Here is a 23,854-nt window from a genome sequence, read left to right as displayed (position 1 = left end):
CTCCTGCCCCATGGCCTTCTTGCTCCATCAAGCCCGCTTCCTCACGACCGTCAATCATCTGCGCGACCTGCCGCCGACCGTGCAGCCCGAAATCGCGTTCGCCGGCCGCTCGAATGCCGGCAAATCGACGGCGATCAACGTGCTTTGCAATCAGAAGCGGCTCGCTTTCGCGTCGAAGACGCCCGGGCGCACGCAGCACATCAACTATTTCTCGGTCGGCCCGGCGGCGGAGCCCGTCGCGAACCTCGTCGACCTGCCGGGCTACGGCTATGCGGAAGTGCCGGGCGCCGCGAAGGCGCACTGGGAGCAGTTGCTGTCGACGTATCTGCAGACCCGCCCGCAACTGCGCGGCATGATCCTGATGATGGACTCGCGCCGGCCGCTCACCGAACTCGATCGCCGGATGATCGAGTGGTTCGCGCCGACCGGCAAGCCGATTCACACGCTGCTGACGAAGTGCGACAAATTGACGCGGCAGGAGAGCACCAACGCGCTGCGCGCGACGCAGAAGGGCCTCGACGCGTATCGGGACGCCGGCTACGCCGGCAAGCTGACCGTCCAGCTCTTCTCGGCGCTGAAGCGCACGGGGCTCGACGACGCACATGCGCTGATCGAGAGCTGGGTGCGGCCCGCGGCCGCCGACGAAGATCGCGGTGCTGTAGCAGAATGACGATCGTGCAGCGTGCCTTGCGAAGCCCGCATCTGCCTGACGGATGTCGTGATTCGATTCGTGCGGCCCATAAAAAAACCCGCCGTTCAACGGCGGGTTAAACAGCCTAATCGAAAAACGACAGGCACCCGCTCAGGGAGGAGAAGCGGGGAGCATTGCGCAGAGCGCGCTGCTCGATCGCTATCATATACCATTGTCTCAAAAGTTTACCGAAGGGAACTGTAAGCTTCCTTCGAACACGGATTCCAGCCATTCCGCCATGAGCATCCATCCCCTGTACCGTCCGCGCCGCATGCGCCGCGACGATTTCTCGCGCCGCCTGATGCGCGAAAACATCCTCACCACGAACGACCTGATCTACCCCGTGTTCGTCGTCGAAGGCACGAACGTGCGCCAGCCGGTGCCATCGATGCCGGGCGTCGAGCGCGTGTCGGTCGATCTGCTGATGGGCGTCGCCGAACAGTCCGTCGAGCTCGGCGTGCCGGTCCTGTCGCTCTTTCCGGCGATCGAGCCGTCGCTGAAGACGCCCGACGGCCGCGAAGCGGCCAACCCCGAAGGGCTGATTCCGCGCGCGGTGCGCGAGCTGAAGCGCCGCTTCCCCGAGCTCGGCGTGCTGACCGACGTCGCGCTCGATCCGTACACGAGCCACGGCCAGGACGGCGTGCTCGACGAGTCCGGCTATGTGCTCAACGACGAAACGCTCGAGATCCTCGTCGAGCAGGCGCGCGCGCAGGCGGAAGCGGGGGTCGACATCGTCGCGCCGTCGGACATGATGGACGGCCGCATCGGCGCGGTGCGCGAGATGCTCGAGAGCGACGGCCACATCTACACGCGGATCATGGCGTACTCGGCGAAGTACGCGTCCGCGTTCTACGGCCCGTTCCGCGACGCGGTCGGCTCCGCGTCGAATCTCGGCAAGAGCAACAAGATGACCTACCAGATGGATCCGGCCAACAGTGACGAGGCGCTGCGCGAAGTGCGTCTCGACATCGAAGAAGGCGCGGACATGGTGATGGTGAAGCCCGGCATGCCGTACCTCGACATCGTGCGCCGCGTGAAGGACGAATTCCGCTTCCCGACCTACGTCTACCAGGTGAGCGGCGAGTACGCGATGCTGAAGGCCGCCTCGCAGAACGGCTGGCTCGATCACGACAAGGTCGTGCTCGAATCGCTGCTCGCGTTCAAGCGAGCAGGTGCGGACGGCGTCCTCACGTACTTCGCGCTCGACGCGGCACGGCTGCTGCGCGCGCAGAAGTAAGCGCGCGGCCGAGGCCGGCATCCCGCGAACAAAGGGGCGCGCCGGTTGTGAAAACAAGAACGGCGAGGCATCGAGCCTCGCCGTTTTTATTTGCGCTTGATTAAAGCGTGGCGACGGCCATGTGCGCGACACGAACCCAACCGCGCGGCCCGCTTCGATCCGTCACGACGCCGACCACGCAGCCGGCAGCGACATGCGATCGAGACTGCGCAGGAAACGATCCGCGGACTGATAGCCGACAACGCGCCCGTGCTCCTGCCCGTTCCGATCGAACACGATGATGCCGGGCGGCCCGAACAACCCGAAACGCTTCAAGAGCGCCTGATCGTCCGGCGTGTTCGCCGTGACGTCCGCGCGCACGAGGTGCATTTGCGCGAGCCGCACCTCGACGCGCGCGTCGGAGAACGTCAGATGCTCCATCTCCTTGCAGCTCACGCACCAGTCCGCATAGAAGTCGAGCATCACGGGCTGCGTCGACGTCTTCACGATCTCGTCGAGCTCGGCGACCGAACGCACCGGCGCGAACGCCGGCCCTTCGTGCGCGGCCCCGCCGGCATTCGCCCCCGCGCCGCTGGGCGCCGCTCGCGCCGCCAGCACCGCGAGCGGGCGCAGCGGATCGGTCGAGCCCGCCGCCAAGCCGACGAGGAGCGTCGCGGCCCAGATCGCGAGCGCGGCGCCGAGCCCGCGCCCGAGGCGGCGCCAGATTGACGACGAGCCCGAATGCGGTGTGAAGAGCCCGAGCGCAGCGGCGGCGATCAGCAGCCACAACGCGCCCAGGCCGAGCTGCGACACGGCGTTCAGCACCGGCCAGACGATCCACAGTGCGGCAGCGAGCAGCACGACGCCGAAGAACACCTTCACGCCGTCCATCCAGGCGCCGGCGCGCGGCAGCAACGTACCCGCGCCGAGCCCGATGACGAGGAGCGGAACGCCGAGGCCGATACCCATCGAAAAGAGCGCCGCGCCGCCGAGAAACGCGTTGCCGGTATGCGCGATGAACGCGAGTACCGCGAAAAGCGGCGCGGTCATACACGCGCCGACAACGAGCGCCGACAGTGCGCCCATCGTTGCGACGGCGGCAAAGCGCCCACCCTTGCGCGGCCCGGAAGTCTGCGCGGCGCCGCTCTGCCAACGCTGCGGCAGCGCGATGTCGATTCCGCCGATCAACAGCAGCGCGAACACGGTGAGGAGCAGCGCGAACGCGCCGAGCACCCACGGATTCTGCAGCCACGCGCCGAGGCTCTGCCCGACCAGCGCGGCCGCGACGCCGAGCGCCGTATAGACGAGCGCCATGCCGATCACGTAGGTGAGCGACAGCGCGACGGCGCGCGTGCGCGTCGCGTGCGCGCCTTCGCCGACGATGATCGCCGACAGGATCGGAATCATCGGGTACGAGCACGGCAACAGGCTCAGCACCATGCCGGCCACGAAATAGAGCGCGATGATCGTCAGGAACCCGTGGCCTTCGAGCAGCGAGCGCGCGTAGTCGGCGCTCGTCACGCGCTCGTACCAGCTGCCGCCATCGGCCGCTGACGGATCGGCGCCGGCACCGGCGGCGGCCACCGGCGTCGCTCCGGCGGCGCCGAGCGCCGCGCCGTCGATCCGCGCGACATGCTCGGCGGGCGGATAACAGATCCCTTCGTCCGCGCAGCCTTGCGACGTCACCGCGAGCTCGAACGGTCCCGACGCCTGCTTGACCGGCAGATGGATCGTCAGGTCGCCGCGGTAGGTTTCGACGTTCTTCTGGAACGTCGGATCGAACTTCACGTGCCCGGCCGGCAGTTGCGCGTCGCCGAGCGTCGCCGAGCCGCTTTTCACGGCGAACGCGAACCGCTCGCGATACATGTAATAGCCGTCGGCGATCTTGAAATGGATGTCGACCTGCCCCGGCGCCTCGCTCGCGCTGAATTTGAACGCGACCGCGGGATCGAGAAAGTCGTCTGCGGCGCGCGCCGCGAACGACGCGCCGAGCAGCACGCCGAGCATTGCGACGACGGCGAGCAGGAAGCGGAGGCGGGACTTCGCGTGAAGCGGATTACGGTTAAACATGAAATGAACGCTGAGTTTCGGTGGCGACCCACTGACCGTAGGCGGCGGACGCCGTCGCCTGCCACGAGACGATCTCCGGGACGTCGTACGGATGGTGCGACTGGATATACCGCTCGAGCTCCAGCGCCCGCACGGCGCTCGTCTTGAACAGTAGCTGAATCTCGGTGGCCGTCTCGACCTTGCCCTGCCAATGGTAGCTCGAACGGATCGCGCCGAGCTCGGACACGCACGCGGCGAGCCGGGCCGACAGCGCGCCGTCGGCGAGCGCGCGGGCGACGGCGGCGTCGGGCACGGTCGTCAACATCATCACGATCACCATTCGCGCCTCCGTCATCTGCGTTGAAACGTCATATCGTATCGCACGTCGGGAAAGCGCGTGGACGATGCGCGCCGCGTCAATCCGACGCACGGAATCGATCAACGGAAACAAAAAGGGCCAAGCATCGCTTGGCCCTTCGTGCTACGTATCGGAAGACGCTTATTCGGCTTCCTGGACGTTTTCGGTCTCGTCGACTTCCGGACGGTCGAGCAGTTCGACGAGCGCCATCGGTGCGTTGTCGCCGACGCGGAAACCAAACTTCAGGATGCGCAGGTAGCCACCCGGACGATTCGCGAAGCGCGGGCCGAGGACGTCGAACAGCTTCGCGACGGAATCGCGATCGCGCAGGCGGTTGAACGCCAGGCGGCGGTTCGCGAGCGACGGCTTCTTGCCGAGCGTGATCAGCGGCTCGACGACTTTACGGAGTTCCTTCGCCTTCGGCAGCGTCGTCTTGATGACTTCGTGCTCGATCAGCGAGTTGGACATGTTGCGGAGCATAGCCAGACGGTGGCTGCTCGTGCGGTTCAGTTTCCGCAGACCATGACGGTGACGCATTTCAGTTTCCTTGATTCAAAGTTTTGATCCAGCTCTTCTATCGCGCGAGAAAATCAGGCGCACGGGCCGGTACGGGAAAAAAGCAAGATGCGGATTTTAAAAGAAAATCCGCATCTTGACCAGTTACAGCGATAACCGGGATTACTTGTCGAGGCCAGCCGGCGGCCAGTTCTCGAGCTTCATGCCCAGCGTGAGACCGCGCGAAGCGAGCACTTCCTTGATCTCGTTGAGCGACTTGCGGCCGAGGTTCGGCGTCTTCAGCAGCTCGTTTTCCGTGCGCTGGATCAGGTCGCCGATGTAGTAGATGTTCTCGGCCTTCAGGCAGTTCGCCGAACGGACGGTCAGCTCGAGATCATCGACCGGACGCAGCAGGATCGGGTCGATCTGCGGCGCGCGCGACGGCGCTTCCGCGGCCGTTTCCGTGCCTTCCAGCGCCGCGAACACGGACAGCTGGTCGACGAGGATGCGCGCCGATTGGCGGATCGCTTCTTCCGGCGTGATGACGCCGCTCGTTTCGATGTTCATCACGAGCTTGTCGAGGTCGGTGCGCTGTTCGACGCGCGCGCTCTCGACTGCATAGCTCACACGGCGAACCGGCGAGAACGACGCGTCGAGGACGATGCGGCCGATGATCTTCGCCGTTTCGTCGCCGTAGCGGCGCACGTTGCCCGGCACGTAGCCGCGGCCCTTCTCGACCTTGATCTGCACGTCGAGCTTGCCGCCCTTCGACAGATGCGCGATCACGTGATTCGGGTTGATGACTTCGCAGTCGTGGGCCAGTTCGATATCGCCGGCCGTCACGACGCCTTCGCCTTCCTTGCGCAGCGTCACCGTGACTTCGTCGCGGTTATGCAGCTTGAACACCACGCCCTTCAGGTTCAGCAGCAGGTTGACGACGTCCTCTTGCACACCATCAAGCGTCGAATACTCGTGCACGACACCGGCGATCGTCACTTCGGTCGGCGCATAGCCGACCATCGACGACAGGAGCACGCGGCGAAGCGCATTGCCCAAGGTGTGGCCGTAACCGCGTTCGAACGGCTCCATCACCACTTTCGCGTGGTTCTCGCCAAGCGATTCCACGGCGATGATCTTGGGTTTCAACAAACTGGTTTGCATAGGTTTTCCTTTTCAATACCCTCGGCTCGTTACACCGATAAGGCTGACCGGTAACAACCTGAAAATGAACAGCCGAGGCCCTGCCTTGCGAGACGCAATGAGCAGGATTCCTCGGCCATCAATCGGATTAACGCGAATACAATTCGACGATCAGGCTTTCGTTGATGTCGCCCGCGATGTCGGCGCGCTCCGGCACTTGCTTGAACGTGCCTTCGAATTTCTTCGCATCGACCGCAACCCAGCTCGCCAGGCCGCCTTGCTCGGCCAGCGACAGCGCTTCGACGATACGCGCCTGCTTCTTCGCCTTTTCGCGGATCGAGATCACGTCGCCAGCCTTGACTTGCTGCGACGGGACATTCGCGACGACGCCGTTCAGCGTGATGGCCTTGTGGCTCACGAGCTGACGCGCTTCAGCGCGGGTCGAGCCGAAGCCCATGCGGTACACGACGTTGTCGAGACGCGACTCGAGCAGTTGCAGCAGGTTTTCACCCGTGTTGCCCTTGCGGCGGTCGGCTTCAGCGAAGTAGCGGCGGAACTGACGCTCCAGCACGCCGTAGATGCGCTTGACCTTCTGCTTTTCGCGGAGCTGCGTGCCGTAGTCCGACGTGCGCGCACCCGAGGTGCGGCCGTGCTGACCCGGCTTGCTGTCGAGCTTGCACTTGTCGGCGAGCGAGCGGCGCGCGCTCTTCAGGAACAGATCAGTGCCTTCACGGCGGGACAGCTTGGCTTTAGGGCCGATATAACGTGCCACTTTGCATTCCTCTATCTATCTGTCACGCGGACCTGAATCCGCGCTAGTTCGCGCCCTTTGGGGCGAACGGTGGGCTTAATCAATCAAATGCGCAATAAAAAAGCGCAGCCCGTCGACGCATAGCGGCGACAGGCAAGGCGCCAACGCATCGTTAGATGCGGCGACGCTTCGGCGGACGGCAGCCGTTGTGCGGAATCGGCGTCACATCCGAAATTGCGGTGATCTTGATGCCGAGGCCGTGCAGTGCGCGCACTGCCGACTCGCGGCCCGGGCCGGGGCCCTTGATCCGCACTTCCAGATTCTTCACGCCATATTCCATCGCCACCCGGCCGGCCGACTCGGCAGCCACCTGTGCAGCGAACGGCGTCGACTTGCGCGAGCCCTTGAAGCCCTGGCCGCCCGACGTCGCCCACGCCAGCGCATTGCCCTGGCGATCGGTGATCGTGATGATCGTGTTGTTGAACGACGCGTGAACGTGAACCACGCCTTCAGCGACGTTCTTCTTGACCTTTTTGCGAACGCGTTGCGCCGCGGAGTTCGAAGCCTTAGCCATTACGTTTTCCTGTAACTGTCAGTTCCGCTTATTTCTTCAGCGCTTGCGCTGCGCGACGCGGACCCTTGCGAGTACGGGCGTTCGTACGCGTACGCTGGCCACGCAGGGGCAGGCCCTTGCGATGACGCACGCCGCGATAGCAGCCGAGATCCATCAGGCGCTTGATATTCATCGTCACTTCACGGCGCAGATCGCCTTCGACGACAAACTTGCCCACTTCTTCACGCAGCTTTTCGAGGTCTGCGTCGGTCAGGTCCTTGACCTTCTTCGAGAAAGCCACACCAGAAGCCGCGCAAATGCTGCGCGCGCGCGTGCGGCCGATACCAAAAATCGCCGTCAGACCGATTTCGGTATGCTGGTGGTTCGGGATGTTAACCCCTGCGATACGAGCCATTGTTGTTCCTCAAACAAAAAGCGCAAACAAACGCGCAGTCAGCCTTGACGTTGCTTGTGACGCGGATCCGAGCTGCAGATCACGCGAACCACGCCTTTGCGCTTGATGATCTTGCAATTGCGGCAAATGCGCTTAACCGATGCCATCACTTTCATGATATTACCCTTTTTCTAAATCACTTCGCCCGGAACACGATCCGTGCACGAGACAGATCGTAAGGCGTCAACTCAACCGTCACCTTGTCGCCGGGAAGGATACGGATGTAGTGCATCCGCATCTTTCCGGAGATATGCCCCAATACGACATGGCCGTTTTCCAGCTTCACCCGGAAGGTCGCATTCGGAAGGTTTTCGATCACCTCACCCTGCATCTGGATTACATCGTCCTTGGCCATAGGTCCTTTTTAACGCATTGGGATGTTGCCGCCCTTGAAGTTGGCCTTCTTGAGCAGCGACTCATACTGTTGCGACATAACGTACGACTGCACCTGCGCCATGAAGTCCATCGTGACGACGACAATGATCAGCAGCGACGTTCCACCAAAATAAAACGGCACGTTCCAGCGCAGTACCAGGAATTCCGGCAGCAGACACACGAAGACGATGTAGACCGCACCGGCCAGCGTGAGACGCGTGAGGATCCGGTCGATGTACCGCGCGGTCTGGTCACCCGGACGGATGCCCGGCACGAACGCGCCGCTCTTCTTCAGGTTGTCCGCGGTTTCCCTGCTGTTGAACACCAGCGCGGTGTAGAAAAAGCAGAAAAACACGATTGCCAGCGTATACAACAGCACGTACACCGGCTGGCCCGGCTTCAGCGCTTCCGCGACGTTGTGCAGCGTATCGGACAGCCAGCCCTTGCGCTCGCCCGAGCTGAACCAGCTCAGGATCGTCGCCGGGAACAGGATGATCGACGACGCGAAGATCGGCGGGATCACGCCCGACATGTTCAGCTTCAGCGGCAGGTGCGACGACTGCCCGCCGTAGATCTTGTTGCCGACCTGGCGCTTCGCGTAGTTCACGAGGATCTTGCGCTGACCGCGTTCGATGAACACGACCAGGTAAGTCACCGCGGCAATCAGAACGACGATGATGATCGCCGAAATGATGCTCATCGAACCCGTGCGCACCAGCTCGAACAGCCCACCGACGGCATTCGGGAACCCTGCTGCGATCCCGCCGAAGATGATGATCGAGATACCGTTGCCGAGACCGCGCTCGGTGATCTGCTCGCCGAGCCACATCAGGAACATCGTGCCCGTCACCAGCGTGACGACCGTCGTCAGACGGAACACCGCGCCCGGATCGGTCACGAGCCCCGGCTGGTTCTCCAGCGCGGCGGCGATGCCGAAAGCCTGGAACGTCGCGAGCACCACGGTGAAGTACCGCGTGTACTGCGTGATCTTCCGCTGTCCGGCCTGCCCTTCCTTCTTCAGCGCCTCGAGCTGCGGCGACACGATCGCCATCAGCTGCATGATGATCGACGCCGAAATGTACGGCATGATCCCCAGCGCAAAGATCGTGAAGCGCGACAGCGCGCCACCCGAGAACATGTTGAACATGCCCAGGATGCCGCCCGCCTGGCTCTGGAACAGCTTCGCCAGTTGATCCGGGTCGATGCCCGGCACCGGAATGTGCGCGCCGATGCGGTAGACGATCAGCGCCAGCAGCAAGAACATTGCACGCCGGCGCAGATCGCCGAACTTCGCCGTGCTTCGACCGGGTTTTGCGAGACTCGGACTGTTAGCCAAGTATCTTCTCCGATGCAAATGCTAGTGACGGCACGCGTTGCGTGTCACTCGGCAAACGAACCGCCGGCCGCTTCGATCGCGGCGCGCGCACCCTTCGTCGCACCCAGACCCTTAACGACGATCTTGCGCTTCAGCTCGCCCGTCGCGATGATCTTCGCGCTCTTCGTCAGTTCGCCGACGAGGCCGGCTTGCTTCAGAGCGAGCAGATCGATTTCGTCGACCGGCAGCTTCTCGAGGTCGGAGAGGCGCACTTCACCGACGAATTCCTTCGTCAGCGACGTGAAGCCGCGCTTCGGCAGACGACGCTGCAGCGGCATCTGACCGCCTTCGAAGCCGACCTTGTGGAAGCCGCCCGAACGCGATTTCTGACCCTTGTGGCCACGGCCGGCCGTCTTGCCGAGGCCAGAACCGATGCCGCGACCGACGCGACGCTTGGCGTGCTTCGCGCCTTCGGCCGGCTTCAGGTTATTCAATTCCATATCAACTCCTTGATCCGTAGTCGGCCGCTTAGCCGATGACCTTCACAAGGTACGAGACCTTGTTGATCATCCCGCGCACCGCCGGCGTATCCTGCAGCTCGCTGACCGAGTTGAGACGGCGCAGACCCAGACCGCGCACGGTGGCGCGATGCGTTTCGCGGGTCCCGATCAGGCTCTTCACGAGCTGAACCTTGACAGTTTTTTCAGACATGGTGACCACCTGGGCTTAGCCCAAAATATCTTCGACGGACTTGCCGCGCTTCGCCGCGATGTCGGCCGGAGTCGACTGCTTGCGCAGACCGTCCAGCGTCGCACGAACGAGGTTGTACGGATTCGTCGAACCGTGGCTCTTCGCAACGACGTTCTGCACGCCCATCACGTCGAACACCGCGCGCATCGGGCCGCCGGCGATCACGCCCGTGCCACCCTTCGCCGGGGCGAGGAGGACTGCCGACGCGCCGTGCTTACCGTGCACTTCGTGTTGCAGCGTGCCGTTCTTGAGCGGCACCTTGAACATGTTGCGGCGAGCCTGTTCCATTGCCTTCTGGACAGCGACCGGCACTTCCTTCGCCTTGCCCTTGCCCATACCGATGCGGCCGTCACCGTCGCCGACCACGGTCAGCGCGGCGAAGCCGAGAATCCGGCCACCCTTCACGACCTTGGTCACGCGATTGACCGAAATCATTTTTTCGCGAAGGCCGTCGTCGCGCTCGTCAGCCTGAACTTTCGCTTGCATCTTTGCCATGACGAATTCCTTCCTTAGAACTTGAGCCCAGCTTCACGAGCTGCCTCAGCCAGCGCCTTCACGCGGCCGTGGTAGCGGAAGCCCGAGCGGTCGAAGGCGACGGATTCGATGCCGGCGGCCTTGGCCTTCTCAGCAATACGCTTGCCGATCAGCGTCGCAGCATTAACGTTGCCACCCTTGCCCGACTTGTCGGCAAGCTGAGCACGCACTTCCGCTTCGAGCGTCGACGCGCTGGCGAGCACCTTGGTGCCGCAGGGCGAGAACACTTGCGCGTAGATGTGCGTGTTCGTGCGATGCACGGCGAGACGCGCGACCTGCAACTCAGCGATCTTGATACGCGTCTGGCGAGCGCGGCGCAGGCGAGATTGAGTCTTATCCATGATTGCGCACCCTTACTTCTTCTTCGTTTCTTTGAGGATCACAACCTCGTCGGAATAGCGCACGCCCTTGCCCTTGTAAGGCTCCGGCGGACGGTAACCGCGGACTTCCGCAGCCACTTGACCGACTTGTTGCTTGTTGATCCCCTTGATCACGATTTCGGTTTGCGTCGGGGTTTCAGCCTTGATGCCTTCCGGCATCTGGTGCACCACCGGGTGCGAGAAACCCAGCGACAGGTTCAGCTTGTCGCCTTGCGCTTGCGCACGATAACCGACGCCAACCAGCGTCAACTTGCGCTCGAAACCCTTGGTCACGCCGTGCACCATGTTCGCGATGATCGCGCGCATCGTGCCCGACAGTGCATTTGCTTCGCGGCTGTCGTCAACCGGCGACAGGTTCAGCGTGCCGTCGTTGTTCGCCACGCTCACGAGCGGATTGACCGCTTGCGTGATCGTGCCCAGCGGCCCCTTGACGGTGATGGAGCCGTCGGCCAGCTTGACTTCCGCGCCTTGCAGCGCGATCGGGCTCTTACCTACTCGAGACATGTTCCTCTCTCCCTTCGGCTTTAAGCGACGTAGCAGATGACTTCGCCGCCGACGCCCGTAGCGCGCGCCTTGCGGTCGGTCATCACGCCCTTCGGCGTCGACACGATTGCCACACCGAGGCCGTTCATGACCTGCGGAATCTCGTTACGGCCGCGATACACGCGCAGACCCGGCTTCGACACGCGCTCAAGGCGCTCGATGACCGGACGGCCTGCGTAGTACTTCAGCGCGATGTTCAGTTCGGCCTTCGCGCCGTCCGCCTTCACGGCGAAATCGTCGATATAGCCTTCGTCCTTCAGGACCTGCGCGATCGCAACCTTGACCTTCGACGAGGGCATCGACACCGAAACCTTCTCGACCATCTGCGCGTTGCGGATGCGAGTCAGCATATCGGCGATAGGATCACTCATGCTCATTTATGTTTCTCCTATTACCAGCTCGCCTTGGTCAGGCCAGGAATCTCGCCACGGAATGCGATTTCACGAATCTTGTTGCGCGCGAGGCCGAACTTGCGGAACGTGCCACGCGGACGGCCCGTGATCGCGCAGCGGTTACGCTTGCGGGTCGGGTTTGCGTTGCGGGGCAGTTGCTGCAGTTCCAGACGAGCGGCGTAACGCTCTTCTTCGGACTTGCTCGCGTCGTCGATGATCGCCTTCAGTTCAGCACGCTTCGGAGCGTACTTTTGCGCAAGGCGAGCGCGCTTCTTTTCACGTTCGATCAGTGCCAGTTTAGCCACGGTAACCTCAGTTTCTGAACGGGAACTTGAAGCTGGCGAGCAGAGCCTTCGCTTCGTCGTCGGTCTTCGCGGTCGTCGTGATGCTGATGTTCAGCCCACGCAGCGCGTCGATCTTGTCGTAATCGATTTCGGGGAAAATGATCTGCTCTTTCACACCGATGTTGTAGTTGCCGCGGCCATCGAAAGCACGACCCGACACGCCGCGAAAGTCGCGCACGCGGGGCAGGGCAACCGTCACGAAACGATCGAGGAATTCATACATTGCGCGGCCACGCAGCGTGACCATCGCGCCGATCGGGTAGCCCTGGCGGATCTTGAAGCCCGCGATTGCCTTGCGAGCCTTCGTCACGACCGGCTTTTGACCCGCGATCTTCGTCAGATCGCCAACGGCGTTCTCGATGATCTTCTTGTCGGCGACCGCTTCGCCAAGACCCATGTTCAGGGTGATCTTGGTGATGCGCGGCACTTCCATGACCGACTTGTAGCCGAACTTCTCGATCAGGCCGGGAACAACCTTCTCTTTGTAAAACTCTTGAAAACGTGCCATTTCTCTACTCCGCAGCGTCAGGCGCTCAGGACGGCACCGGTCGTCTTCAGGAAGCGAACCTTCTTGCCATCCTCGACCTTGATGCCAACACGCGAAGCCTTGCCGTTCGCGTCGACCAGCGCGACGTTCGAAATATGCAGCGGCATCGTCTTCGCTTCCACGCCGCCCGTCGTACCCTTCATCGGGTTCGGCTTCACATGCTTCTTGACGAGGTTGATACCTTCGACCGTCACATGCTCGGCGCCCACGGCCAGCACGACACCGCGCTTGCCCTTGTCCTTGCCGGTGACGACGATCACTTCGTCACCCTTGCGAATCTTGTTCATCGCGACTCCTTACAGCACTTCCGGCGCCAGCGAAACGATCTTCATGAATCGTTCGCTACGCAGCTCACGCGTGACCGGCCCGAAGATACGGGTGCCGATCGGCTCGAGCTTGTTATTCAAAAGCACAGCGGCGTTGCCGTCGAACTTGATCAGCGAGCCGTCTTGACGACGAACGCCCTTGGCGGTGCGGACCACCACGGCGTTGTAGATTTCGCCTTTCTTCACGCGCCCGCGCGGCGTTGCCTCTTTGACGCTCACCTTGATGATGTCGCCAATGCTGGCATAACGACGCTTCGAGCCGCCGAGCACCTTGATGCACATGACTTCACGCGCACCCGTGTTGTCGGCCACTTCAAGCCGAGATTCGGTCTGGATCATGGTTTGTCTTTCCCAACTTAATCCGGATACGCCACCATGGCGCATACGGTCAGTCTTGGTCCCGTCAGCCAATCGGCTGCTTGGGTTGGAACAGCAGCGACGGCAAACGAAACCCGCCATCGCAAATCGGTGAATCCTTCGGAGCAGGCCTGACGCCAGTCCGCTTCCCCCACCAGTCACTTCGCCCGCGACGGGGCTCCCATAAAGAGGGAAGACCGGGATTATAACAAACAATCCCGGTCACGCAAGCAAAAACTTTGCGATTTCAAGCACTTCTACTGCTGAAGCACTTTTTACTGCCTTGTCCCGCTCAGATCACGCGGGCCGCCTCGACGAGACGCGAAACCGTCCAGGCCTTCGTCTTCGAAACAGGACGGGTTTCCTGGATTTCGACGAGATCGCCTTCGTTGTACGTGTTCGCTTCATCGTGCGCGTGGTACTTCTTCGAGCGCACGACATACTTGCCGTAGATCGGGTGCTTGACGCGGTGCTCGACCAGCACGGTGACGGTCTTGTCCATCTTGTTGCTGACGACCTTACCGACGAGCGTCCGCTTCAGCGAGGTTTTCACGCTATCGTTCATTTCTGGTTCGCCTTCTGAGTCAGGACGGTCCGCACACGTGCGATGTCGCGACGAACCTTCTTCAGCTGGCTCGTGTTCGTGAGCTGCTGGGTCGCGAGTTGCATGCGCAGGCCGAATTGCGCCTTCAACAGGTCCGACAGCTCCTTGTTGAGCGCGGCCTGATCTTTCTGGAGAAGTTCGGAAGCCTTCATGTTTTCTCCTTAGGCGCCGAGCTGACGCACGATGAACGTCGTCTTCAGCGGCAGCTTCGCTGCGGCCAGACGGAACGCCTCACGCGCCAGTTCTTCGGATACGCCATCCATTTCATACAGCATCTTGCCCGGCTGAATCTCGGCGACGTAGTACTCAGGGTTACCCTTACCGTTACCCATCCGCACTTCGGCCGGCTTCTGCGAAATCGGCTTGTCCGGGAAGATGCGAATCCAGATGCGGCCGCCACGCTTGATGTGACGCGTCATTGCACGACGCGCCGCCTCGATCTGACGTGCGGTCAAACGGCCGCGACCGACAGCCTTCAGGCCGAACTCACCGAACGACACGGCGTTGCCGCGCGTGGCGATACCGGTGTTACGCCCCTTCTGCTCTTTGCGATACTTCCTGCGTTTCGGTTGCAGCATCGTTATTCTCCAGTCTTGCCGTCTTCCGGCTTGCCGGCGCCACGGCGCGGTGCGCCACGGCGAGCACCCGGAGCACCGCCTTCGCCGTCACGGCGCGGGCGACGGTCGCCCGGACGCGCGTTGCGACGCGGACGCTTGTCTTCGGCTACTTCTTCCACCACCGGCGCATCGTTGCGGCCGAGCGTATCGCCCTTGTACACCCACACCTTGACGCCGATGACGCCGTACGTCGTCTTCGCTTCCGACGTCGCGTAGTCGATGTCGGCGCGCAGCGTGTGCAGCGGCACGCGGCCTTCGCGATACCACTCGGTACGGGCGATTTCGATGCCGTTCAGACGACCGGCGCTCATGATCTTGATGCCCTGGGCGCCAAGACGCATCGCGTTCTGCATCGCACGCTTCATCGCGCGGCGGAACATGATCCGGCGCTCGAGCTGTTGCGTGATCGAATCGGCGATCAGCTGCGCATCGGTTTCCGGCTTGCGGATTTCTTCGATGTTGACGTGGACCGGAACGCCCATGCGGCGTTGCAGTTCCGTCTTCAGCAGTTCGATATCCTCGCCCTTCTTACCGATGACGACACCCGGACGCGAGCTGAAAATCGTGATGCGCGCGTTCTTCGCCGGACGCTCGATGACGACGCGCCCGACCGAAGCGTTCTTCAGCTTCTTCTTCAGGTATTCACGAACACCGATGTCTTCCTGCAACATCGCCGCGAAATTGTTGTTGTTCGCGTACCAGCGCGAAGCCCAATTGCGGCTGACGGCCAAACGGAAGCCAGTCGGATGAATTTTCTGTCCCATCGTATGACCCCTTAATTCCCGACCGTCACAGTGATGTGACAGGATTGCTTCTCAATGCGGTTGCCGCGGCCCTTGGCGCGCGCGGTGAAGCGCTTGAGCGATGCAGCCTTGTCGACGTAGATGCTCTTGATCTTGAGCTCGTCGATATCGGCGCCTTCGTTGTGCTCCGCATTCGCGATCGCCGACAGCACGACCTTCTTCACGATGCCAGCCGCCTTCTTCGGCGAGAACGTCAGAACGTTCAGCGCCTTGTCGACCGGCAAACCGCGGATCTGGTCAGCCACAAGGCGCGTCTTCTGCGCCGAGATGCGGGCACCGCGATGAATTGCTTTCACTTCCATCTTGATAGCCCCTTATTTCTTGGCCTTCTTGTCGGCCGCGTGACCCTTGAACGTACGGGTCAGTGCGAACTCGCCAAGCTTGTGGCCGACCATGTTTTCCGAGATGTACACCGGAACGTGTTGACGGCCGTTGTGCACGGCGATCGTCAGGCCGATGAAGTCCGGAAGGATCGTCGAACGACGCGACCAGGTCTTGATCGGCTTCTTGTCGCGCGAAGCTGCAGCCGCCTCAACTTTCTTCAGCAAATGGGCGTCGCAGAACGGACCTTTTTTAACAGAACGTGCCATTGCCTACTCCTTAACGCTTGTGACGGCGCTGGACGATCATCGTCGTCGTGCGCTTGTTGCGACGCGTGCGGAAGCCCTTCGTCGGCGTGCCCCACGGGCTCACCGGGTCGCGGCCTGCGGCGGTCCGGCCCTCACCACCACCGTGCGGGTGGTCGATCGGGTTCATTGCAACGCCACGCACCGTCGGGCGGATACCGCGCCAGCGGTTCGCACCGGCCTTGCCGATCTGGCGGAGGCTGTGCTCTTCGTTACCGACTTCACCGATCGTCGCACGGCACTCGATATGCACGCGGCGGATTTCGCCCGAACGCAGACGAACCTGCGCATACACGCCTTCGCGCGCGAGCAGCATCGCCGAAGTACCGGCCGAACGCGCCATCTGCGCACCCTTGCCCGGCAGCATTTCGATGCAGTGGATCGTCGTACCGACCGGAATGTTGCGGATCGGCAGCGTGTTGCCCGCGCGGATCGGCGCTTCCGCGCCCGACATCAGCTGCTGGCCCACCGTCACGCCCTTCGGCGCGATGATGTAGCGGCGCTCGCCGTCGGCGTACAGCACCAGCGCGATGTTTGCGCTGCGGTTCGGGTCGTATTCGAGACGCTCGACCTTCGCCGGAATGCCGTCCTTCGTGCGACGGAAATCAATCACGCGGTAGTGCTGCTTGTGACCGCCACCCTGGTGACGCGTCGTGATACGGCCGTTGTTGTTGCGGCCAGCCTTGGAGCTCTGCGTGTCGAGCAGCGCTGCGTGCGGCTTGCCCTTGTGCAGGTCCTTGTTGACCACCTTGACCATCGCGCGGCGACCCGGCGAAGTCGGCTTAACTTTCACGATTGCCATGATTACTTGGCCTCCGCTTCAAAGTTGATTTCCTGGCCGGGCTTCAGGCAGACGTACGCCTTCTTCACGTCCTTGCGGCGACCCATCGAGCGGCCGAAGCGCTTTTGCTTGCCCTTCTGAACCAGCACGTTGACCGAATCAACTTCAACCTTGAACAGCAGCTCGACAGCCGCCTTCACTTCCTGCTTCGTGGCATCCGGTGCGACTTCGAACACGACTTGCTCGTTCTTGTCGGCAACCAGCGTCGCCTTTTCGGAGATCACCGGTGCGAGCAGGACCTGCATCAAACGATGATCGTTCTTGCGAATCTCGCTCATGACAGCAACTCCTCGATCTGGGCGACCGCAGCCTTCGTGACCAGCACTTTCTTGAAGTAGATCAGCGACAGCGGGTCAGCGTAGCGCGGCTCGACAACCGCCACATGCGGCAGGTTGCGCGACGCGAGGTACAGGTTTTCGTCGACCGTGTCGGTAATGACCAGCACGGATTCGAGACCCATGGCCTTGAACTTGTCGGCCAGCAGCTTGGTCTTCGGCGCTTCGAGAACGATGTCCTCGACGACCGACAGACGGCCTTCGCGGGCCAGCTGCGAGAAGATCGAGCAGAGACCTGCGCGATGCATCTTCTTGTTGACCTTGTGCGAGAAGTTTTCGTCGGGCGAGTTCGGGAAGATCCGGCCACCGCCACGCCACAGCGGGCTCGACGACATACCGGCACGAGCACGGCCCGTACCCTTCTGGCGCCACGGCTTCTTGGTCGTGTGCTTGACTTGCTCGCGATCCTTCTGCGCGCGGTTGCCCTGGCGAGCGTTCGCCTGGTAAGCAACGACGACCTGATGGATCAGCGCTTCGTTGTAGTCACGGCCGAACACGACGTCCGACGCGTTGACCACCGCACCTTCCTGACCATTCGAATTCAGGAGCTTGAGTTCCATTATTTCGCCCCCTTCACGGCACGCGTCTTCACGGCCGGCGTCACGAAAACCTTGCCGCCCTTCGCACCCGGAACTGCACCCTTGACGAGCAGCAGCTTGCGATCGGCGTCGATGCGAGCGATTTCGAGGTTCTGAACCGTCACCGTCTCGTCACCCATGTGACCCGTCATGCGCTTGCCCGGGAACACACGACCCGGATCCTGCGCCATGCCGATCGAGCCCGGCACGTTGTGCGAGCGCGAGTTACCGTGCGACGCACGGCCGGAACCGAAGTTGTAGCGCTTGATCGTGCCGGCGTAGCCCTTACCGATCGACACGCCTTGCACGTCGACCTTCTGGCCCACTTCGAACAGATCCGGGCCAACGATGGCGCCATTCGACAGTTCGGCTGCCTTGGCCGCATCGATGCGGAATTCCTTGAGGATTTCACCGGCTTCGACACCGGCTTTGGCGAGATGACCTGCCAGCGGCTTCGTCACGCGCGATGCGCGGCGGGAGCCGAATGCAACCTGCACGGCCGTGTAGCCGTCGGTTTCAACAGTCTTGATCTGCGTCACGCGGTTGTCCGACACGTCGAGCACGGTGACGGGAATCGAATCCCCTTCAGCCGTGAAGATACGGGTCATGCCAACCTTGCGACCTACGAGTCCAAGGCTCATCGTTTTCTCCATTCCCGACTGCGATTGGTCGGGGCTAATTTACAAAACGCCGTGACCCAGGGAGCCCCCAAGTCGCCAGCTTTTTACGCAAATACGCGAAAAGCCTTGCATTATAGCGAGGCTTTTCGTTTTCTGCAAGCAATCAAAGACTTAGCGCCGTCCGGCAAGCCGGGCGCCGCTGCAAGCCTTATTGCAGCTTGATTTCCACGTCGACGCCAGCCGGCAGATCGAGCTTCATCAGCGCATCGACCGTCTTGTCGGTCGGGTCGACGATGTCCATCAGGCGCTGGTGGGTGCGGATTTCGAGCTGGTCGCGCGACGTCTTGTTGACGTGCGGCGAACGGAGGATATCGAAGCGCTGGATACGCGTCGGCAGCGGCACAGGGCCACGGACGATCGCGCCGGTCCGCTTTGCCGTGTCGACGATCTCGGCAGCCGACTGATCGATCAGACGATAGTCGAAAGCCTTCAGGCGAATGCGGATTTTTTGCTGCTGCATGGCGATTCCTTCAAAAGAGCGAGGCGATATTGCACCGCCAGATCACAAAAAGAACGTAGGACCGGACATCCGCGGAGGGCGGGCGCCCGGTCCCGGGCGCTGAATATTACTACAAACTGCGGATCGTCGATATTACTCGATGATCTTGGCGACGACGCCGGCGCCGACGGTGCGGCCGCCTTCGCGGATTGCGAAGCGCAGACCTTCTTCCATCGCGATCGGCGCAATCAGCTTCACCGTGATCGACACGTTGTCGCCCGGCATCACCATTTCCTTGTCCTTCGGCAGCTCGATCGAGCCCGTCACGTCCGTCGTACGGAAGTAGAACTGCGGACGGTAGTTGTTGAAGAACGGCGTATGACGACCGCCTTCGTCCTTCGACAGCACGTACACCTCAGCCGTGAAGTGCGTGTGCGGCGTGATCGAACCCGGCTTCGCCAGAACCTGGCCGCGCTCCACGTCTTCACGCTTCGTGCCGCGCAGCAGGATACCGACGTTGTCGCCTGCCTGACCCTGGTCCAGCAGCTTGCGGAACATTTCCACGCCCGTGCAGGTCGTCTTCACCGTCGGCTTGATACCGACGATTTCGATTTCCTCACCCACCTTGATCACGCCGCGCTCGACACGACCCGTCACCACCGTACCGCGGCCCGAGATCGAGAACACGTCTTCCACCGGCATCAGGAACGCACCGTCGACCGCGCGCTCCGGCGTCGGGATGTACGTGTCCAGCGCGTCCGCCAGGTTCATGATCGCCACTTCGCCCAGCTCGCCCGTGTCGCCTTCCAGCGCCAGCTTCGCCGAACCCTTGATGATCGGCGTGTCGTCGCCCGGGAAGTCGTACTTCGACAGCAGTTCGCGCACTTCCATCTCGACCAGCTCGAGCAGCTCGGCGTCGTCCACCATGTCGCACTTGTTCAGGAACACGATGATGTACGGAACGCCAACCTGACGCGCCAGCAGGATGTGCTCGCGCGTTTGCGGCATCGGGCCGTCCGCGGCCGAGCACACCAGGATCGCGCCGTCCATCTGCGCCGCGCCCGTGATCATGTTCTTCACGTAGTCAGCGTGGCCCGGGCAGTCGACGTGCGCGTAGTGGCGGTTCGCCGTCTCGTATTCCACGTGCGCCGTGTTGATCGTGATGCCGCGCGCCTTTTCTTCCGGCGCCGCGTCGATCTGGTCGTATGCCTTCGCTTCGCCGCCGAACTTCTTCGTCAGCACCGTCGTGATCGCTGCCGTCAGCGTCGTCTTGCCGTGGTCAACGTGACCAATCGTACCAACGTTCACGTGCGGCTTGGTCCGCTCGAATTTACCTTTTGCCATGACTCTCTTCTTTCAAAAATAATCAGTTGTATTGTCGAGTTACTTCGACTTGGCGCTGATGATCGCATCAGCAACGTTCTTCGGAGCTTCAGCGTAGTGCTTGAACTCCATCGTGTACGTTGCACGACCTTGCGTCAGCGAACGCAGCGACGTCGAGTAGCCGAACATTTCCGACAGCGGCACTTCGGCGCGAACGATCTTGCCGCCGCCGACCATGTCATCCATGCCCTGGATGATGCCGCGACGACCCGACAGATCGCCCATCACGTTGCCCATGAAATCTTCGGGCGTCTCGACTTCCACAGCCATCATCGGCTCGAGCAGAACCGGATCGGCGCGGCGCATTGCTTCCTTGAACGCCATCGAACCAGCCATGCGGAACGCATTTTCGTTCGAGTCGACGTCGTGGTACGAGCCGAAAGTCAGCGTGACCTTGACGTCCACCACCGGGAAGCCTGCCATCACGCCGCTCTTCAGGGTTTCCTGAATACCCTTGTCGACCGAAGGAATGAATTCGCGAGGAATCACACCGCCCTTGATCGCGTCGACGAATTCATAACCCTTGCCTTGCTCGCTGCGCTCGAGCGTAATCACCGCATGGCCATACTGACCGCGGCCGCCCGACTGCTTGACGAACTTGCCTTCCACATCCGCAGCCGACTTGCGAATGGTTTCGCGGTATGCCACCTGCGGCTTGCCGACCGTCGCTTCCACGCCGAACTCACGCTTCATCCGGTCAACCAGGATTTCGAGGTGGAGCTCGCCCATGCCCGAAATGATCGTTTGACCCGATTCTTCGTCGGTCTGCACGCGGAACGACGGATCTTCCTGAGCGAGACGATTGAGCGCCAGGCCCATCTTTTCCTGGTCAGCCTTCGTCTTCGGCTCGACTGCCTGCGAAATCACCGGCTCCGGGAAAATCATGCGCTCGAGCACGATCGGATGTGCCGGATCGCACAGCGTGTCGCCCGTCGTCGCCTCCTTCAGGCCGACCGCTGCGGCGATGTCGCCAGCGCGCACTTCCTTGATTTCTTCGCGCTGGTTCGCGTGCATCTGCAGAATACGGCCGAGACGTTCCTTCTTGTCCTTGGTCGCGTTGAGCAGCGTGTCGCCCGAATTCACCACGCCCGAATACACGCGGAAGAAGATCAGTTGGCCGACGAACGGGTCGGTCATGATCTTGAACGCGAGCGCCGAGAACTTCTCGTCGTCGGCAGCGCGGCGTTCCGTCTTCTCGCCATTTTCGAGTTCGCCCGTAACCGGCGGAATATCGACCGGCGACGGCAGGAAGTCGATCACGGCGTCGAGCATGCGCTGCACGCCCTTGTTCTTGAACGCGGTACCGCACAGCATCGGCTGGATTTCGCAAGCGATCGTACGATCTCGCAGACCCTTGACGATTTCCGCCTCAGCCAGTTCGCCCGCTTCGAGATACTTGTTCATCAAGTCTTCGCTCGACTCGGCCGCCGCTTCGACCATCTTCTCGCGCCACTCGTTGCACGTATCGACGAGTTCGGCCGGGATGTCGACGTAGTCGAACTTCGTGCCTTGGGACGCCTCGTCCCAAATGATCGCCTTCATCTTGATGAGGTCGACGACGCCCTTGAAGGTTTCTTCCGCGCCGATCGGCACCACCACCGGCACCGGGTTCGCCTTCAGACGGGTCTTCAGTTGGTCATAAACCTTGAAGAAGTTCGCGCCGGTGCGGTCCATCTTGTTGACGAACGCAAGACGCGGCACCTTGTACTTGTTCGCCTGGCGCCACACCGTTTCCGACTGCGGCTGCACGCCGCCCACTGCGCAGTAGACCATGCACGCGCCGTCGAGGACGCGCATCGAGCGCTCCACTTCGATCGTGAAGTCGACGTGCCCCGGGGTGTCGATGATGTTGATGCGGTGTTCCGGATAGTTGCCGCCCATGCCCTTCCAGAAGGCGGTGGTCGCAGCGGACGTGATCGTGATGCCACGCTCCTGTTCCTGCTCCATCCAGTCCATCGTTGCAGCGCCATCGTGAACTTCACCGATCTTGTGGTTCACACCGGTGTAAAACAGAATGCGCTCGGTCGTCGTCGTTTTGCCGGCGTCGATGTGAGCGCTAATACCGATGTTGCGGTAGCGCTCGATAGGAGTCTTACGAGCCACTTTGATCCTCTATTGGTTGGCGCGATGCGACCCTTGTCGCAGCACACCTCAACACAAACGGGCGAGGCGCTTGAAAAGCGCACCCGCCCGGAATTTTTCCGCTAACAGCCCAGCCTGGCGCTTAGAAACGGAAGTGCGAGAACGCCCGGTTGGCTTCCGCCATCCGGTGAACTTCGTCGCGCTTCTTCATCGCGCCGCCGCGGCCTTCAGCCGCTTCGGAGAGCTCACCGGCCAGACGCAGCGCCATCGACTTCTCGCTACGCTTCTTCGCAGCCTCGCGCAACCAGCGCATCGCCAATGCCATACGACGCGACGGGCGCACTTCGACCGGAACCTGATAGTTGGCACCACCAACGCGACGGCTCTTCACTTCGACGACCGGCTTCACGTTGTTGAGCGCAACCGTGAACACTTCCAGCGGGTCCTTGCCACCCTTGGTCTGGATTTGCTCGAATGCGCCATAAACGATGCGCTCAGCGACCGACTTCTTGCCGGACAGCATCAGCATGTTCATGAACTTGGCTACATCTACATTGCCGTACTTCGGATCCGGCAACACTTCCCGCTTGGGGACTTCGCGACGACGCGGCATGTTTCTTCCTTTACCTGTTCAGTTGGAGCTCGAAAGCCCCGCGGCCACCAACTAACCCGATCTCATCTGCTCGACTAACCAGCTTGGCCGGGTGACCACTTACTCGACAGCACCGGCAATCCGGCACCACCGCCTTAACCGCCCGGAGGCGATCTCCATTCAGAGGCAGCTTACTTCGCAGCCTTTGCACGCTTCGCGCCGTACTTCGAACGAGCTTGCTTACGGTCCTTGACGCCCTGCGTATCCAGCGAGCCGCGAACCATGTGGTAACGCACACCCGGCAAGTCCTTCACACGGCCGCCGCGGATCAGCACAACCGAGTGTTCCTGCAGGTTGTGGCCTTCACCGCCGATGTACGAAATCACTTCGAAGCCGTTCGTCAGACGAACCTTGGCGACCTTACGGAGTGCCGAGTTCGGCTTCTTCGGCGTCGTCGTGTACACACGGGTGCACACGCCGCGACGCTGGGGGCAGTCCTGCAAGGCCGGGCTCTTGCTCTTCGTCGTTTCCGACGTGCGGCCTTTGCGAACCAGTTGATTGATGGTTGGCATTGTTTATTCCTGAAATTGACCAAAAACGACACGTCGGCCTCGGGCAAAGCGAAATCCGACATGCGTGACGCTCCGGAACGCGTACGCGACCCAAGGCTTGCGCCCAGGAATCAACCCACCGAGAACCGGAAC

Annotated in this window: 37 protein-coding genes; 2 read left to right on the top strand and 35 right to left on the bottom strand. The window is 61.8% G+C overall.

All coding sequences use genetic code 11. The features are described 5' to 3' along the window. Positions 1-10 precede the first annotated feature (10 nt). The gene (gene yihA / locus BG90_RS09110) at positions 11-670 is read left to right on the top strand and encodes a ribosome biogenesis GTP-binding protein YihA/YsxC (RefSeq protein ID WP_010117309.1); all 660 of its coding nucleotides are present in this window, start codon (positions 11-13) and stop codon (positions 668-670) included. Between the two features lie 259 nt (positions 671-929). Then, entirely contained in the window at positions 930-1,928 is a 999-nt protein-coding gene (gene hemB, locus BG90_RS09105; protein WP_010117310.1) for a porphobilinogen synthase, read from the top strand. A 162-nt stretch (positions 1,929-2,090) separates the two neighbouring features. Here the strand turns inward: hemB and dsbD are convergent, their stop codons facing one another. The 35 genes from dsbD to rpsL form a co-directional block, all read right to left on the bottom strand. Further along, positions 2,091-3,977: a protein-disulfide reductase DsbD gene (gene dsbD, locus BG90_RS09100; RefSeq protein ID WP_010117312.1), complete on the bottom strand. Its 1,887-nt coding sequence runs from the start codon at positions 3,975-3,977 to the stop codon at positions 2,091-2,093. Then, positions 3,970-4,296 carry a divalent-cation tolerance protein CutA gene (gene cutA, locus BG90_RS09095; RefSeq protein ID WP_010106945.1) on the bottom strand — a complete coding sequence of 109 codons (327 nt, stop codon included), beginning with the start codon at positions 4,294-4,296 and terminating at the stop codon, positions 3,970-3,972. The genes dsbD and cutA overlap by 8 nt, the downstream gene beginning before the upstream one ends. A 159-nt stretch (positions 4,297-4,455) precedes the next feature. Further along, the gene (rplQ, locus tag BG90_RS09090; RefSeq protein ID WP_006400638.1) at positions 4,456-4,851 is read right to left on the bottom strand and encodes a 50S ribosomal protein L17; all 396 of its coding nucleotides are present in this window, start codon (positions 4,849-4,851) and stop codon (positions 4,456-4,458) included. A 141-nt stretch (positions 4,852-4,992) separates the two neighbouring features. Then, a complete protein-coding gene (locus tag BG90_RS09085) occupies positions 4,993-5,970 on the bottom strand; it encodes a DNA-directed RNA polymerase subunit alpha (protein WP_009888441.1) in 978 nt (325 codons plus the stop codon). Between the two features lie 127 nt (positions 5,971-6,097). After that, entirely contained in the window at positions 6,098-6,721 is a 624-nt protein-coding gene (gene rpsD / locus BG90_RS09080) for a 30S ribosomal protein S4 (protein ID WP_010106946.1), read from the bottom strand. Between the two features lie 151 nt (positions 6,722-6,872). After that, the gene (gene rpsK / locus BG90_RS09075) at positions 6,873-7,274 is read right to left on the bottom strand and encodes a 30S ribosomal protein S11 (protein WP_010106947.1); all 402 of its coding nucleotides are present in this window, start codon (positions 7,272-7,274) and stop codon (positions 6,873-6,875) included. Between the two features lie 28 nt (positions 7,275-7,302). Further along, positions 7,303-7,668 (bottom strand): 30S ribosomal protein S13, encoded by a 366-nt coding sequence (rpsM, locus tag BG90_RS09070; RefSeq protein WP_010106948.1) that lies wholly within the window; start codon positions 7,666-7,668, stop codon positions 7,303-7,305. 38 nt (positions 7,669-7,706) lie between these two features. Next, entirely contained in the window at positions 7,707-7,823 is a 117-nt protein-coding gene (rpmJ, locus tag BG90_RS31025) for a 50S ribosomal protein L36 (RefSeq protein WP_004199844.1), read from the bottom strand. Positions 7,824-7,843: 20 nt separating this feature from the next. Continuing rightward, a complete protein-coding gene (infA, locus tag BG90_RS09065; RefSeq protein ID WP_004521905.1) occupies positions 7,844-8,062 on the bottom strand; it encodes a translation initiation factor IF-1 in 219 nt (72 codons plus the stop codon). Positions 8,063-8,071: 9 nt separating this feature from the next. After that, positions 8,072-9,418 carry a preprotein translocase subunit SecY gene (gene secY / locus BG90_RS09060; RefSeq protein WP_006029294.1) on the bottom strand — a complete coding sequence of 449 codons (1,347 nt, stop codon included), beginning with the start codon at positions 9,416-9,418 and terminating at the stop codon, positions 8,072-8,074. A gap of 44 nt (positions 9,419-9,462) precedes the next feature. Then, positions 9,463-9,897 carry a 50S ribosomal protein L15 gene (rplO, locus tag BG90_RS09055; protein ID WP_010106951.1) on the bottom strand — a complete coding sequence of 145 codons (435 nt, stop codon included), beginning with the start codon at positions 9,895-9,897 and terminating at the stop codon, positions 9,463-9,465. Positions 9,898-9,925: 28 nt separating this feature from the next. Continuing rightward, positions 9,926-10,108, bottom strand: a complete 183-nt coding sequence (gene rpmD / locus BG90_RS09050) for a 50S ribosomal protein L30 (protein WP_010106952.1) — start codon at positions 10,106-10,108, stop codon at positions 9,926-9,928. A 15-nt stretch (positions 10,109-10,123) separates the two neighbouring features. Further along, on the bottom strand, positions 10,124-10,642 hold the full coding sequence (gene rpsE / locus BG90_RS09045; protein WP_010106955.1) for a 30S ribosomal protein S5: 519 nt from the start codon (positions 10,640-10,642) through the stop codon (positions 10,124-10,126). Between the two features lie 14 nt (positions 10,643-10,656). Continuing rightward, entirely contained in the window at positions 10,657-11,022 is a 366-nt protein-coding gene (gene rplR / locus BG90_RS09040; protein ID WP_010106956.1) for a 50S ribosomal protein L18, read from the bottom strand. 12 nt (positions 11,023-11,034) lie between these two features. After that, complete coding sequence (gene rplF / locus BG90_RS09035) at positions 11,035-11,565, bottom strand: 50S ribosomal protein L6 (protein ID WP_010106957.1); 531 nt, start codon at positions 11,563-11,565, stop codon at positions 11,035-11,037. 20 nt (positions 11,566-11,585) lie between these two features. Beyond that, positions 11,586-11,981, bottom strand: coding sequence for a 30S ribosomal protein S8 (gene rpsH, locus BG90_RS09030; RefSeq protein ID WP_004185153.1), 396 nt, complete (start codon positions 11,979-11,981; stop codon positions 11,586-11,588). Between the two features lie 14 nt (positions 11,982-11,995). Next, complete coding sequence (gene rpsN / locus BG90_RS09025) at positions 11,996-12,301, bottom strand: 30S ribosomal protein S14 (RefSeq protein WP_010106961.1); 306 nt, start codon at positions 12,299-12,301, stop codon at positions 11,996-11,998. A gap of 7 nt (positions 12,302-12,308) precedes the next feature. Next, positions 12,309-12,848, bottom strand: coding sequence for a 50S ribosomal protein L5 (gene rplE, locus BG90_RS09020; protein WP_004202757.1), 540 nt, complete (start codon positions 12,846-12,848; stop codon positions 12,309-12,311). Positions 12,849-12,865: 17 nt separating this feature from the next. Next, the gene (rplX, locus tag BG90_RS09015) at positions 12,866-13,174 is read right to left on the bottom strand and encodes a 50S ribosomal protein L24 (RefSeq protein ID WP_010106963.1); all 309 of its coding nucleotides are present in this window, start codon (positions 13,172-13,174) and stop codon (positions 12,866-12,868) included. A 9-nt stretch (positions 13,175-13,183) separates the two neighbouring features. Beyond that, entirely contained in the window at positions 13,184-13,552 is a 369-nt protein-coding gene (gene rplN / locus BG90_RS09010) for a 50S ribosomal protein L14 (RefSeq protein ID WP_004197951.1), read from the bottom strand. A 310-nt stretch (positions 13,553-13,862) separates the two neighbouring features. Further along, positions 13,863-14,135: a 30S ribosomal protein S17 gene (gene rpsQ / locus BG90_RS09005; protein ID WP_009888377.1), complete on the bottom strand. Its 273-nt coding sequence runs from the start codon at positions 14,133-14,135 to the stop codon at positions 13,863-13,865. Beyond that, positions 14,132-14,326, bottom strand: coding sequence for a 50S ribosomal protein L29 (gene rpmC / locus BG90_RS09000; protein WP_004199856.1), 195 nt, complete (start codon positions 14,324-14,326; stop codon positions 14,132-14,134). The genes rpsQ and rpmC overlap by 4 nt, the downstream gene beginning before the upstream one ends. Positions 14,327-14,335: 9 nt before the next feature. Beyond that, positions 14,336-14,752 (bottom strand): 50S ribosomal protein L16, encoded by a 417-nt coding sequence (gene rplP / locus BG90_RS08995; RefSeq protein ID WP_004199857.1) that lies wholly within the window; start codon positions 14,750-14,752, stop codon positions 14,336-14,338. Positions 14,753-14,754: 2 nt separating this feature from the next. Continuing rightward, on the bottom strand, positions 14,755-15,555 hold the full coding sequence (gene rpsC, locus BG90_RS08990; RefSeq protein ID WP_010106966.1) for a 30S ribosomal protein S3: 801 nt from the start codon (positions 15,553-15,555) through the stop codon (positions 14,755-14,757). A gap of 11 nt (positions 15,556-15,566) precedes the next feature. Further along, the gene (gene rplV / locus BG90_RS08985; RefSeq protein WP_004199272.1) at positions 15,567-15,896 is read right to left on the bottom strand and encodes a 50S ribosomal protein L22; all 330 of its coding nucleotides are present in this window, start codon (positions 15,894-15,896) and stop codon (positions 15,567-15,569) included. A 12-nt stretch (positions 15,897-15,908) separates the two neighbouring features. Continuing rightward, a complete protein-coding gene (rpsS, locus tag BG90_RS08980; protein ID WP_004199273.1) occupies positions 15,909-16,184 on the bottom strand; it encodes a 30S ribosomal protein S19 in 276 nt (91 codons plus the stop codon). A gap of 10 nt (positions 16,185-16,194) precedes the next feature. Further along, positions 16,195-17,022, bottom strand: a complete 828-nt coding sequence (rplB, locus tag BG90_RS08975; protein ID WP_010106968.1) for a 50S ribosomal protein L2 — start codon at positions 17,020-17,022, stop codon at positions 16,195-16,197. 2 nt (positions 17,023-17,024) lie between these two features. Next, positions 17,025-17,339 carry a 50S ribosomal protein L23 gene (gene rplW, locus BG90_RS08970; RefSeq protein WP_004199275.1) on the bottom strand — a complete coding sequence of 105 codons (315 nt, stop codon included), beginning with the start codon at positions 17,337-17,339 and terminating at the stop codon, positions 17,025-17,027. After that, positions 17,336-17,956, bottom strand: a complete 621-nt coding sequence (gene rplD, locus BG90_RS08965) for a 50S ribosomal protein L4 (RefSeq protein WP_006029285.1) — start codon at positions 17,954-17,956, stop codon at positions 17,336-17,338. The genes rplW and rplD overlap by 4 nt, the downstream gene beginning before the upstream one ends. Continuing rightward, the gene (gene rplC / locus BG90_RS08960; protein ID WP_010106969.1) at positions 17,956-18,615 is read right to left on the bottom strand and encodes a 50S ribosomal protein L3; all 660 of its coding nucleotides are present in this window, start codon (positions 18,613-18,615) and stop codon (positions 17,956-17,958) included. Before rplC ends, rplD begins: the two co-directional genes overlap by 1 nt. 187 nt (positions 18,616-18,802) lie before the next feature. Beyond that, the gene (gene rpsJ, locus BG90_RS08955) at positions 18,803-19,114 is read right to left on the bottom strand and encodes a 30S ribosomal protein S10 (protein WP_004199280.1); all 312 of its coding nucleotides are present in this window, start codon (positions 19,112-19,114) and stop codon (positions 18,803-18,805) included. 132 nt (positions 19,115-19,246) lie between these two features. Then, on the bottom strand, positions 19,247-20,437 hold the full coding sequence (tuf, locus tag BG90_RS08950) for an elongation factor Tu (RefSeq protein WP_038802782.1): 1,191 nt from the start codon (positions 20,435-20,437) through the stop codon (positions 19,247-19,249). 39 nt (positions 20,438-20,476) lie between these two features. After that, positions 20,477-22,579 (bottom strand): elongation factor G, encoded by a 2,103-nt coding sequence (gene fusA, locus BG90_RS08945; RefSeq protein WP_010106972.1) that lies wholly within the window; start codon positions 22,577-22,579, stop codon positions 20,477-20,479. Positions 22,580-22,700: 121 nt separating this feature from the next. Further along, positions 22,701-23,171, bottom strand: a complete 471-nt coding sequence (rpsG, locus tag BG90_RS08940) for a 30S ribosomal protein S7 (RefSeq protein ID WP_004198359.1) — start codon at positions 23,169-23,171, stop codon at positions 22,701-22,703. Between the two features lie 170 nt (positions 23,172-23,341). Next, positions 23,342-23,722, bottom strand: a complete 381-nt coding sequence (gene rpsL, locus BG90_RS08935; RefSeq protein WP_010106973.1) for a 30S ribosomal protein S12 — start codon at positions 23,720-23,722, stop codon at positions 23,342-23,344. Positions 23,723-23,854: the final 132 nt, after the last annotated feature.

It is taken from the genome of Burkholderia oklahomensis C6786, assembly GCF_000959365.1.
GTDB classification, from domain to species: Bacteria; Pseudomonadota; Gammaproteobacteria; order Burkholderiales; family Burkholderiaceae; genus Burkholderia; species Burkholderia oklahomensis.
This window is presented reverse-complemented; position numbering and strand designations above follow the sequence as displayed.

What these genes read in the sequence shown, in the direction of transcription:
- rplV (WP_004199272.1), bottom strand. Translation starts at nt 15,896, where the DNA reads ATGGAAGTGAAAGCAATTCATCGCGGTGCCCGCATCTCGGCGCAGAAG.
- rpsC (WP_010106966.1), bottom strand. Translation starts at nt 15,555, where the DNA reads ATGGGACAGAAAATTCATCCGACTGGCTTCCGTTTGGCCGTCAGCCGC.
- rpsS (WP_004199273.1), bottom strand. Translation starts at nt 16,184, where the DNA reads ATGGCACGTTCTGTTAAAAAAGGTCCGTTCTGCGACGCCCATTTGCTG.
- dsbD (WP_010117312.1), bottom strand. Translation starts at nt 3,977, where the DNA reads ATGTTTAACCGTAATCCGCTTCACGCGAAGTCCCGCCTCCGCTTCCTG.
- rpmC (WP_004199856.1), bottom strand. Translation starts at nt 14,326, where the DNA reads ATGAAGGCTTCCGAACTTCTCCAGAAAGATCAGGCCGCGCTCAACAAG.
- hemB (WP_010117310.1), top strand. Translation starts at nt 930, where the DNA reads ATGAGCATCCATCCCCTGTACCGTCCGCGCCGCATGCGCCGCGACGAT.
- rpsH (WP_004185153.1), bottom strand. Translation starts at nt 11,981, where the DNA reads ATGAGCATGAGTGATCCTATCGCCGATATGCTGACTCGCATCCGCAAC.
- rplO (WP_010106951.1), bottom strand. Translation starts at nt 9,897, where the DNA reads ATGGAATTGAATAACCTGAAGCCGGCCGAAGGCGCGAAGCACGCCAAG.
- rplB (WP_010106968.1), bottom strand. Translation starts at nt 17,022, where the DNA reads ATGGCAATCGTGAAAGTTAAGCCGACTTCGCCGGGTCGCCGCGCGATG.
- rpsL (WP_010106973.1), bottom strand. Translation starts at nt 23,722, where the DNA reads ATGCCAACCATCAATCAACTGGTTCGCAAAGGCCGCACGTCGGAAACG.
- rpsG (WP_004198359.1), bottom strand. Translation starts at nt 23,171, where the DNA reads ATGCCGCGTCGTCGCGAAGTCCCCAAGCGGGAAGTGTTGCCGGATCCG.
- rplR (WP_010106956.1), bottom strand. Translation starts at nt 11,022, where the DNA reads ATGGATAAGACTCAATCTCGCCTGCGCCGCGCTCGCCAGACGCGTATC.
- rplX (WP_010106963.1), bottom strand. Translation starts at nt 13,174, where the DNA reads ATGAACAAGATTCGCAAGGGTGACGAAGTGATCGTCGTCACCGGCAAG.
- rpmD (WP_010106952.1), bottom strand. Translation starts at nt 10,108, where the DNA reads ATGTCTGAAAAAACTGTCAAGGTTCAGCTCGTGAAGAGCCTGATCGGG.
- rplC (WP_010106969.1), bottom strand. Translation starts at nt 18,615, where the DNA reads ATGAGCCTTGGACTCGTAGGTCGCAAGGTTGGCATGACCCGTATCTTC.
- rpsJ (WP_004199280.1), bottom strand. Translation starts at nt 19,114, where the DNA reads ATGCAGCAGCAAAAAATCCGCATTCGCCTGAAGGCTTTCGACTATCGT.
- rplP (WP_004199857.1), bottom strand. Translation starts at nt 14,752, where the DNA reads ATGCTGCAACCGAAACGCAGGAAGTATCGCAAAGAGCAGAAGGGGCGT.
- rplD (WP_006029285.1), bottom strand. Translation starts at nt 17,956, where the DNA reads ATGGAACTCAAGCTCCTGAATTCGAATGGTCAGGAAGGTGCGGTGGTC.
- rplF (WP_010106957.1), bottom strand. Translation starts at nt 11,565, where the DNA reads ATGTCTCGAGTAGGTAAGAGCCCGATCGCGCTGCAAGGCGCGGAAGTC.
- rpsK (WP_010106947.1), bottom strand. Translation starts at nt 7,274, where the DNA reads ATGGCTAAGGCTTCGAACTCCGCGGCGCAACGCGTTCGCAAAAAGGTC.
- rplE (WP_004202757.1), bottom strand. Translation starts at nt 12,848, where the DNA reads ATGGCACGTTTTCAAGAGTTTTACAAAGAGAAGGTTGTTCCCGGCCTG.
- rpsE (WP_010106955.1), bottom strand. Translation starts at nt 10,642, where the DNA reads ATGGCAAAGATGCAAGCGAAAGTTCAGGCTGACGAGCGCGACGACGGC.
- BG90_RS09085 (WP_009888441.1), bottom strand. Translation starts at nt 5,970, where the DNA reads ATGCAAACCAGTTTGTTGAAACCCAAGATCATCGCCGTGGAATCGCTT.
- yihA (WP_010117309.1), top strand. Translation starts at nt 11, where the DNA reads ATGGCCTTCTTGCTCCATCAAGCCCGCTTCCTCACGACCGTCAATCAT.
- rplQ (WP_006400638.1), bottom strand. Translation starts at nt 4,851, where the DNA reads ATGCGTCACCGTCATGGTCTGCGGAAACTGAACCGCACGAGCAGCCAC.
- rplW (WP_004199275.1), bottom strand. Translation starts at nt 17,339, where the DNA reads ATGAGCGAGATTCGCAAGAACGATCATCGTTTGATGCAGGTCCTGCTC.
- infA (WP_004521905.1), bottom strand. Translation starts at nt 8,062, where the DNA reads ATGGCCAAGGACGATGTAATCCAGATGCAGGGTGAGGTGATCGAAAAC.
- rpsM (WP_010106948.1), bottom strand. Translation starts at nt 7,668, where the DNA reads ATGGCTCGTATCGCAGGGGTTAACATCCCGAACCACCAGCATACCGAA.
- rpmJ (WP_004199844.1), bottom strand. Translation starts at nt 7,823, where the DNA reads ATGAAAGTGATGGCATCGGTTAAGCGCATTTGCCGCAATTGCAAGATC.
- tuf (WP_038802782.1), bottom strand. Translation starts at nt 20,437, where the DNA reads ATGGCAAAAGGTAAATTCGAGCGGACCAAGCCGCACGTGAACGTTGGT.
- rpsQ (WP_009888377.1), bottom strand. Translation starts at nt 14,135, where the DNA reads ATGAACGATAGCGTGAAAACCTCGCTGAAGCGGACGCTCGTCGGTAAG.
- rplN (WP_004197951.1), bottom strand. Translation starts at nt 13,552, where the DNA reads ATGATCCAGACCGAATCTCGGCTTGAAGTGGCCGACAACACGGGTGCG.
- cutA (WP_010106945.1), bottom strand. Translation starts at nt 4,296, where the DNA reads ATGGTGATCGTGATGATGTTGACGACCGTGCCCGACGCCGCCGTCGCC.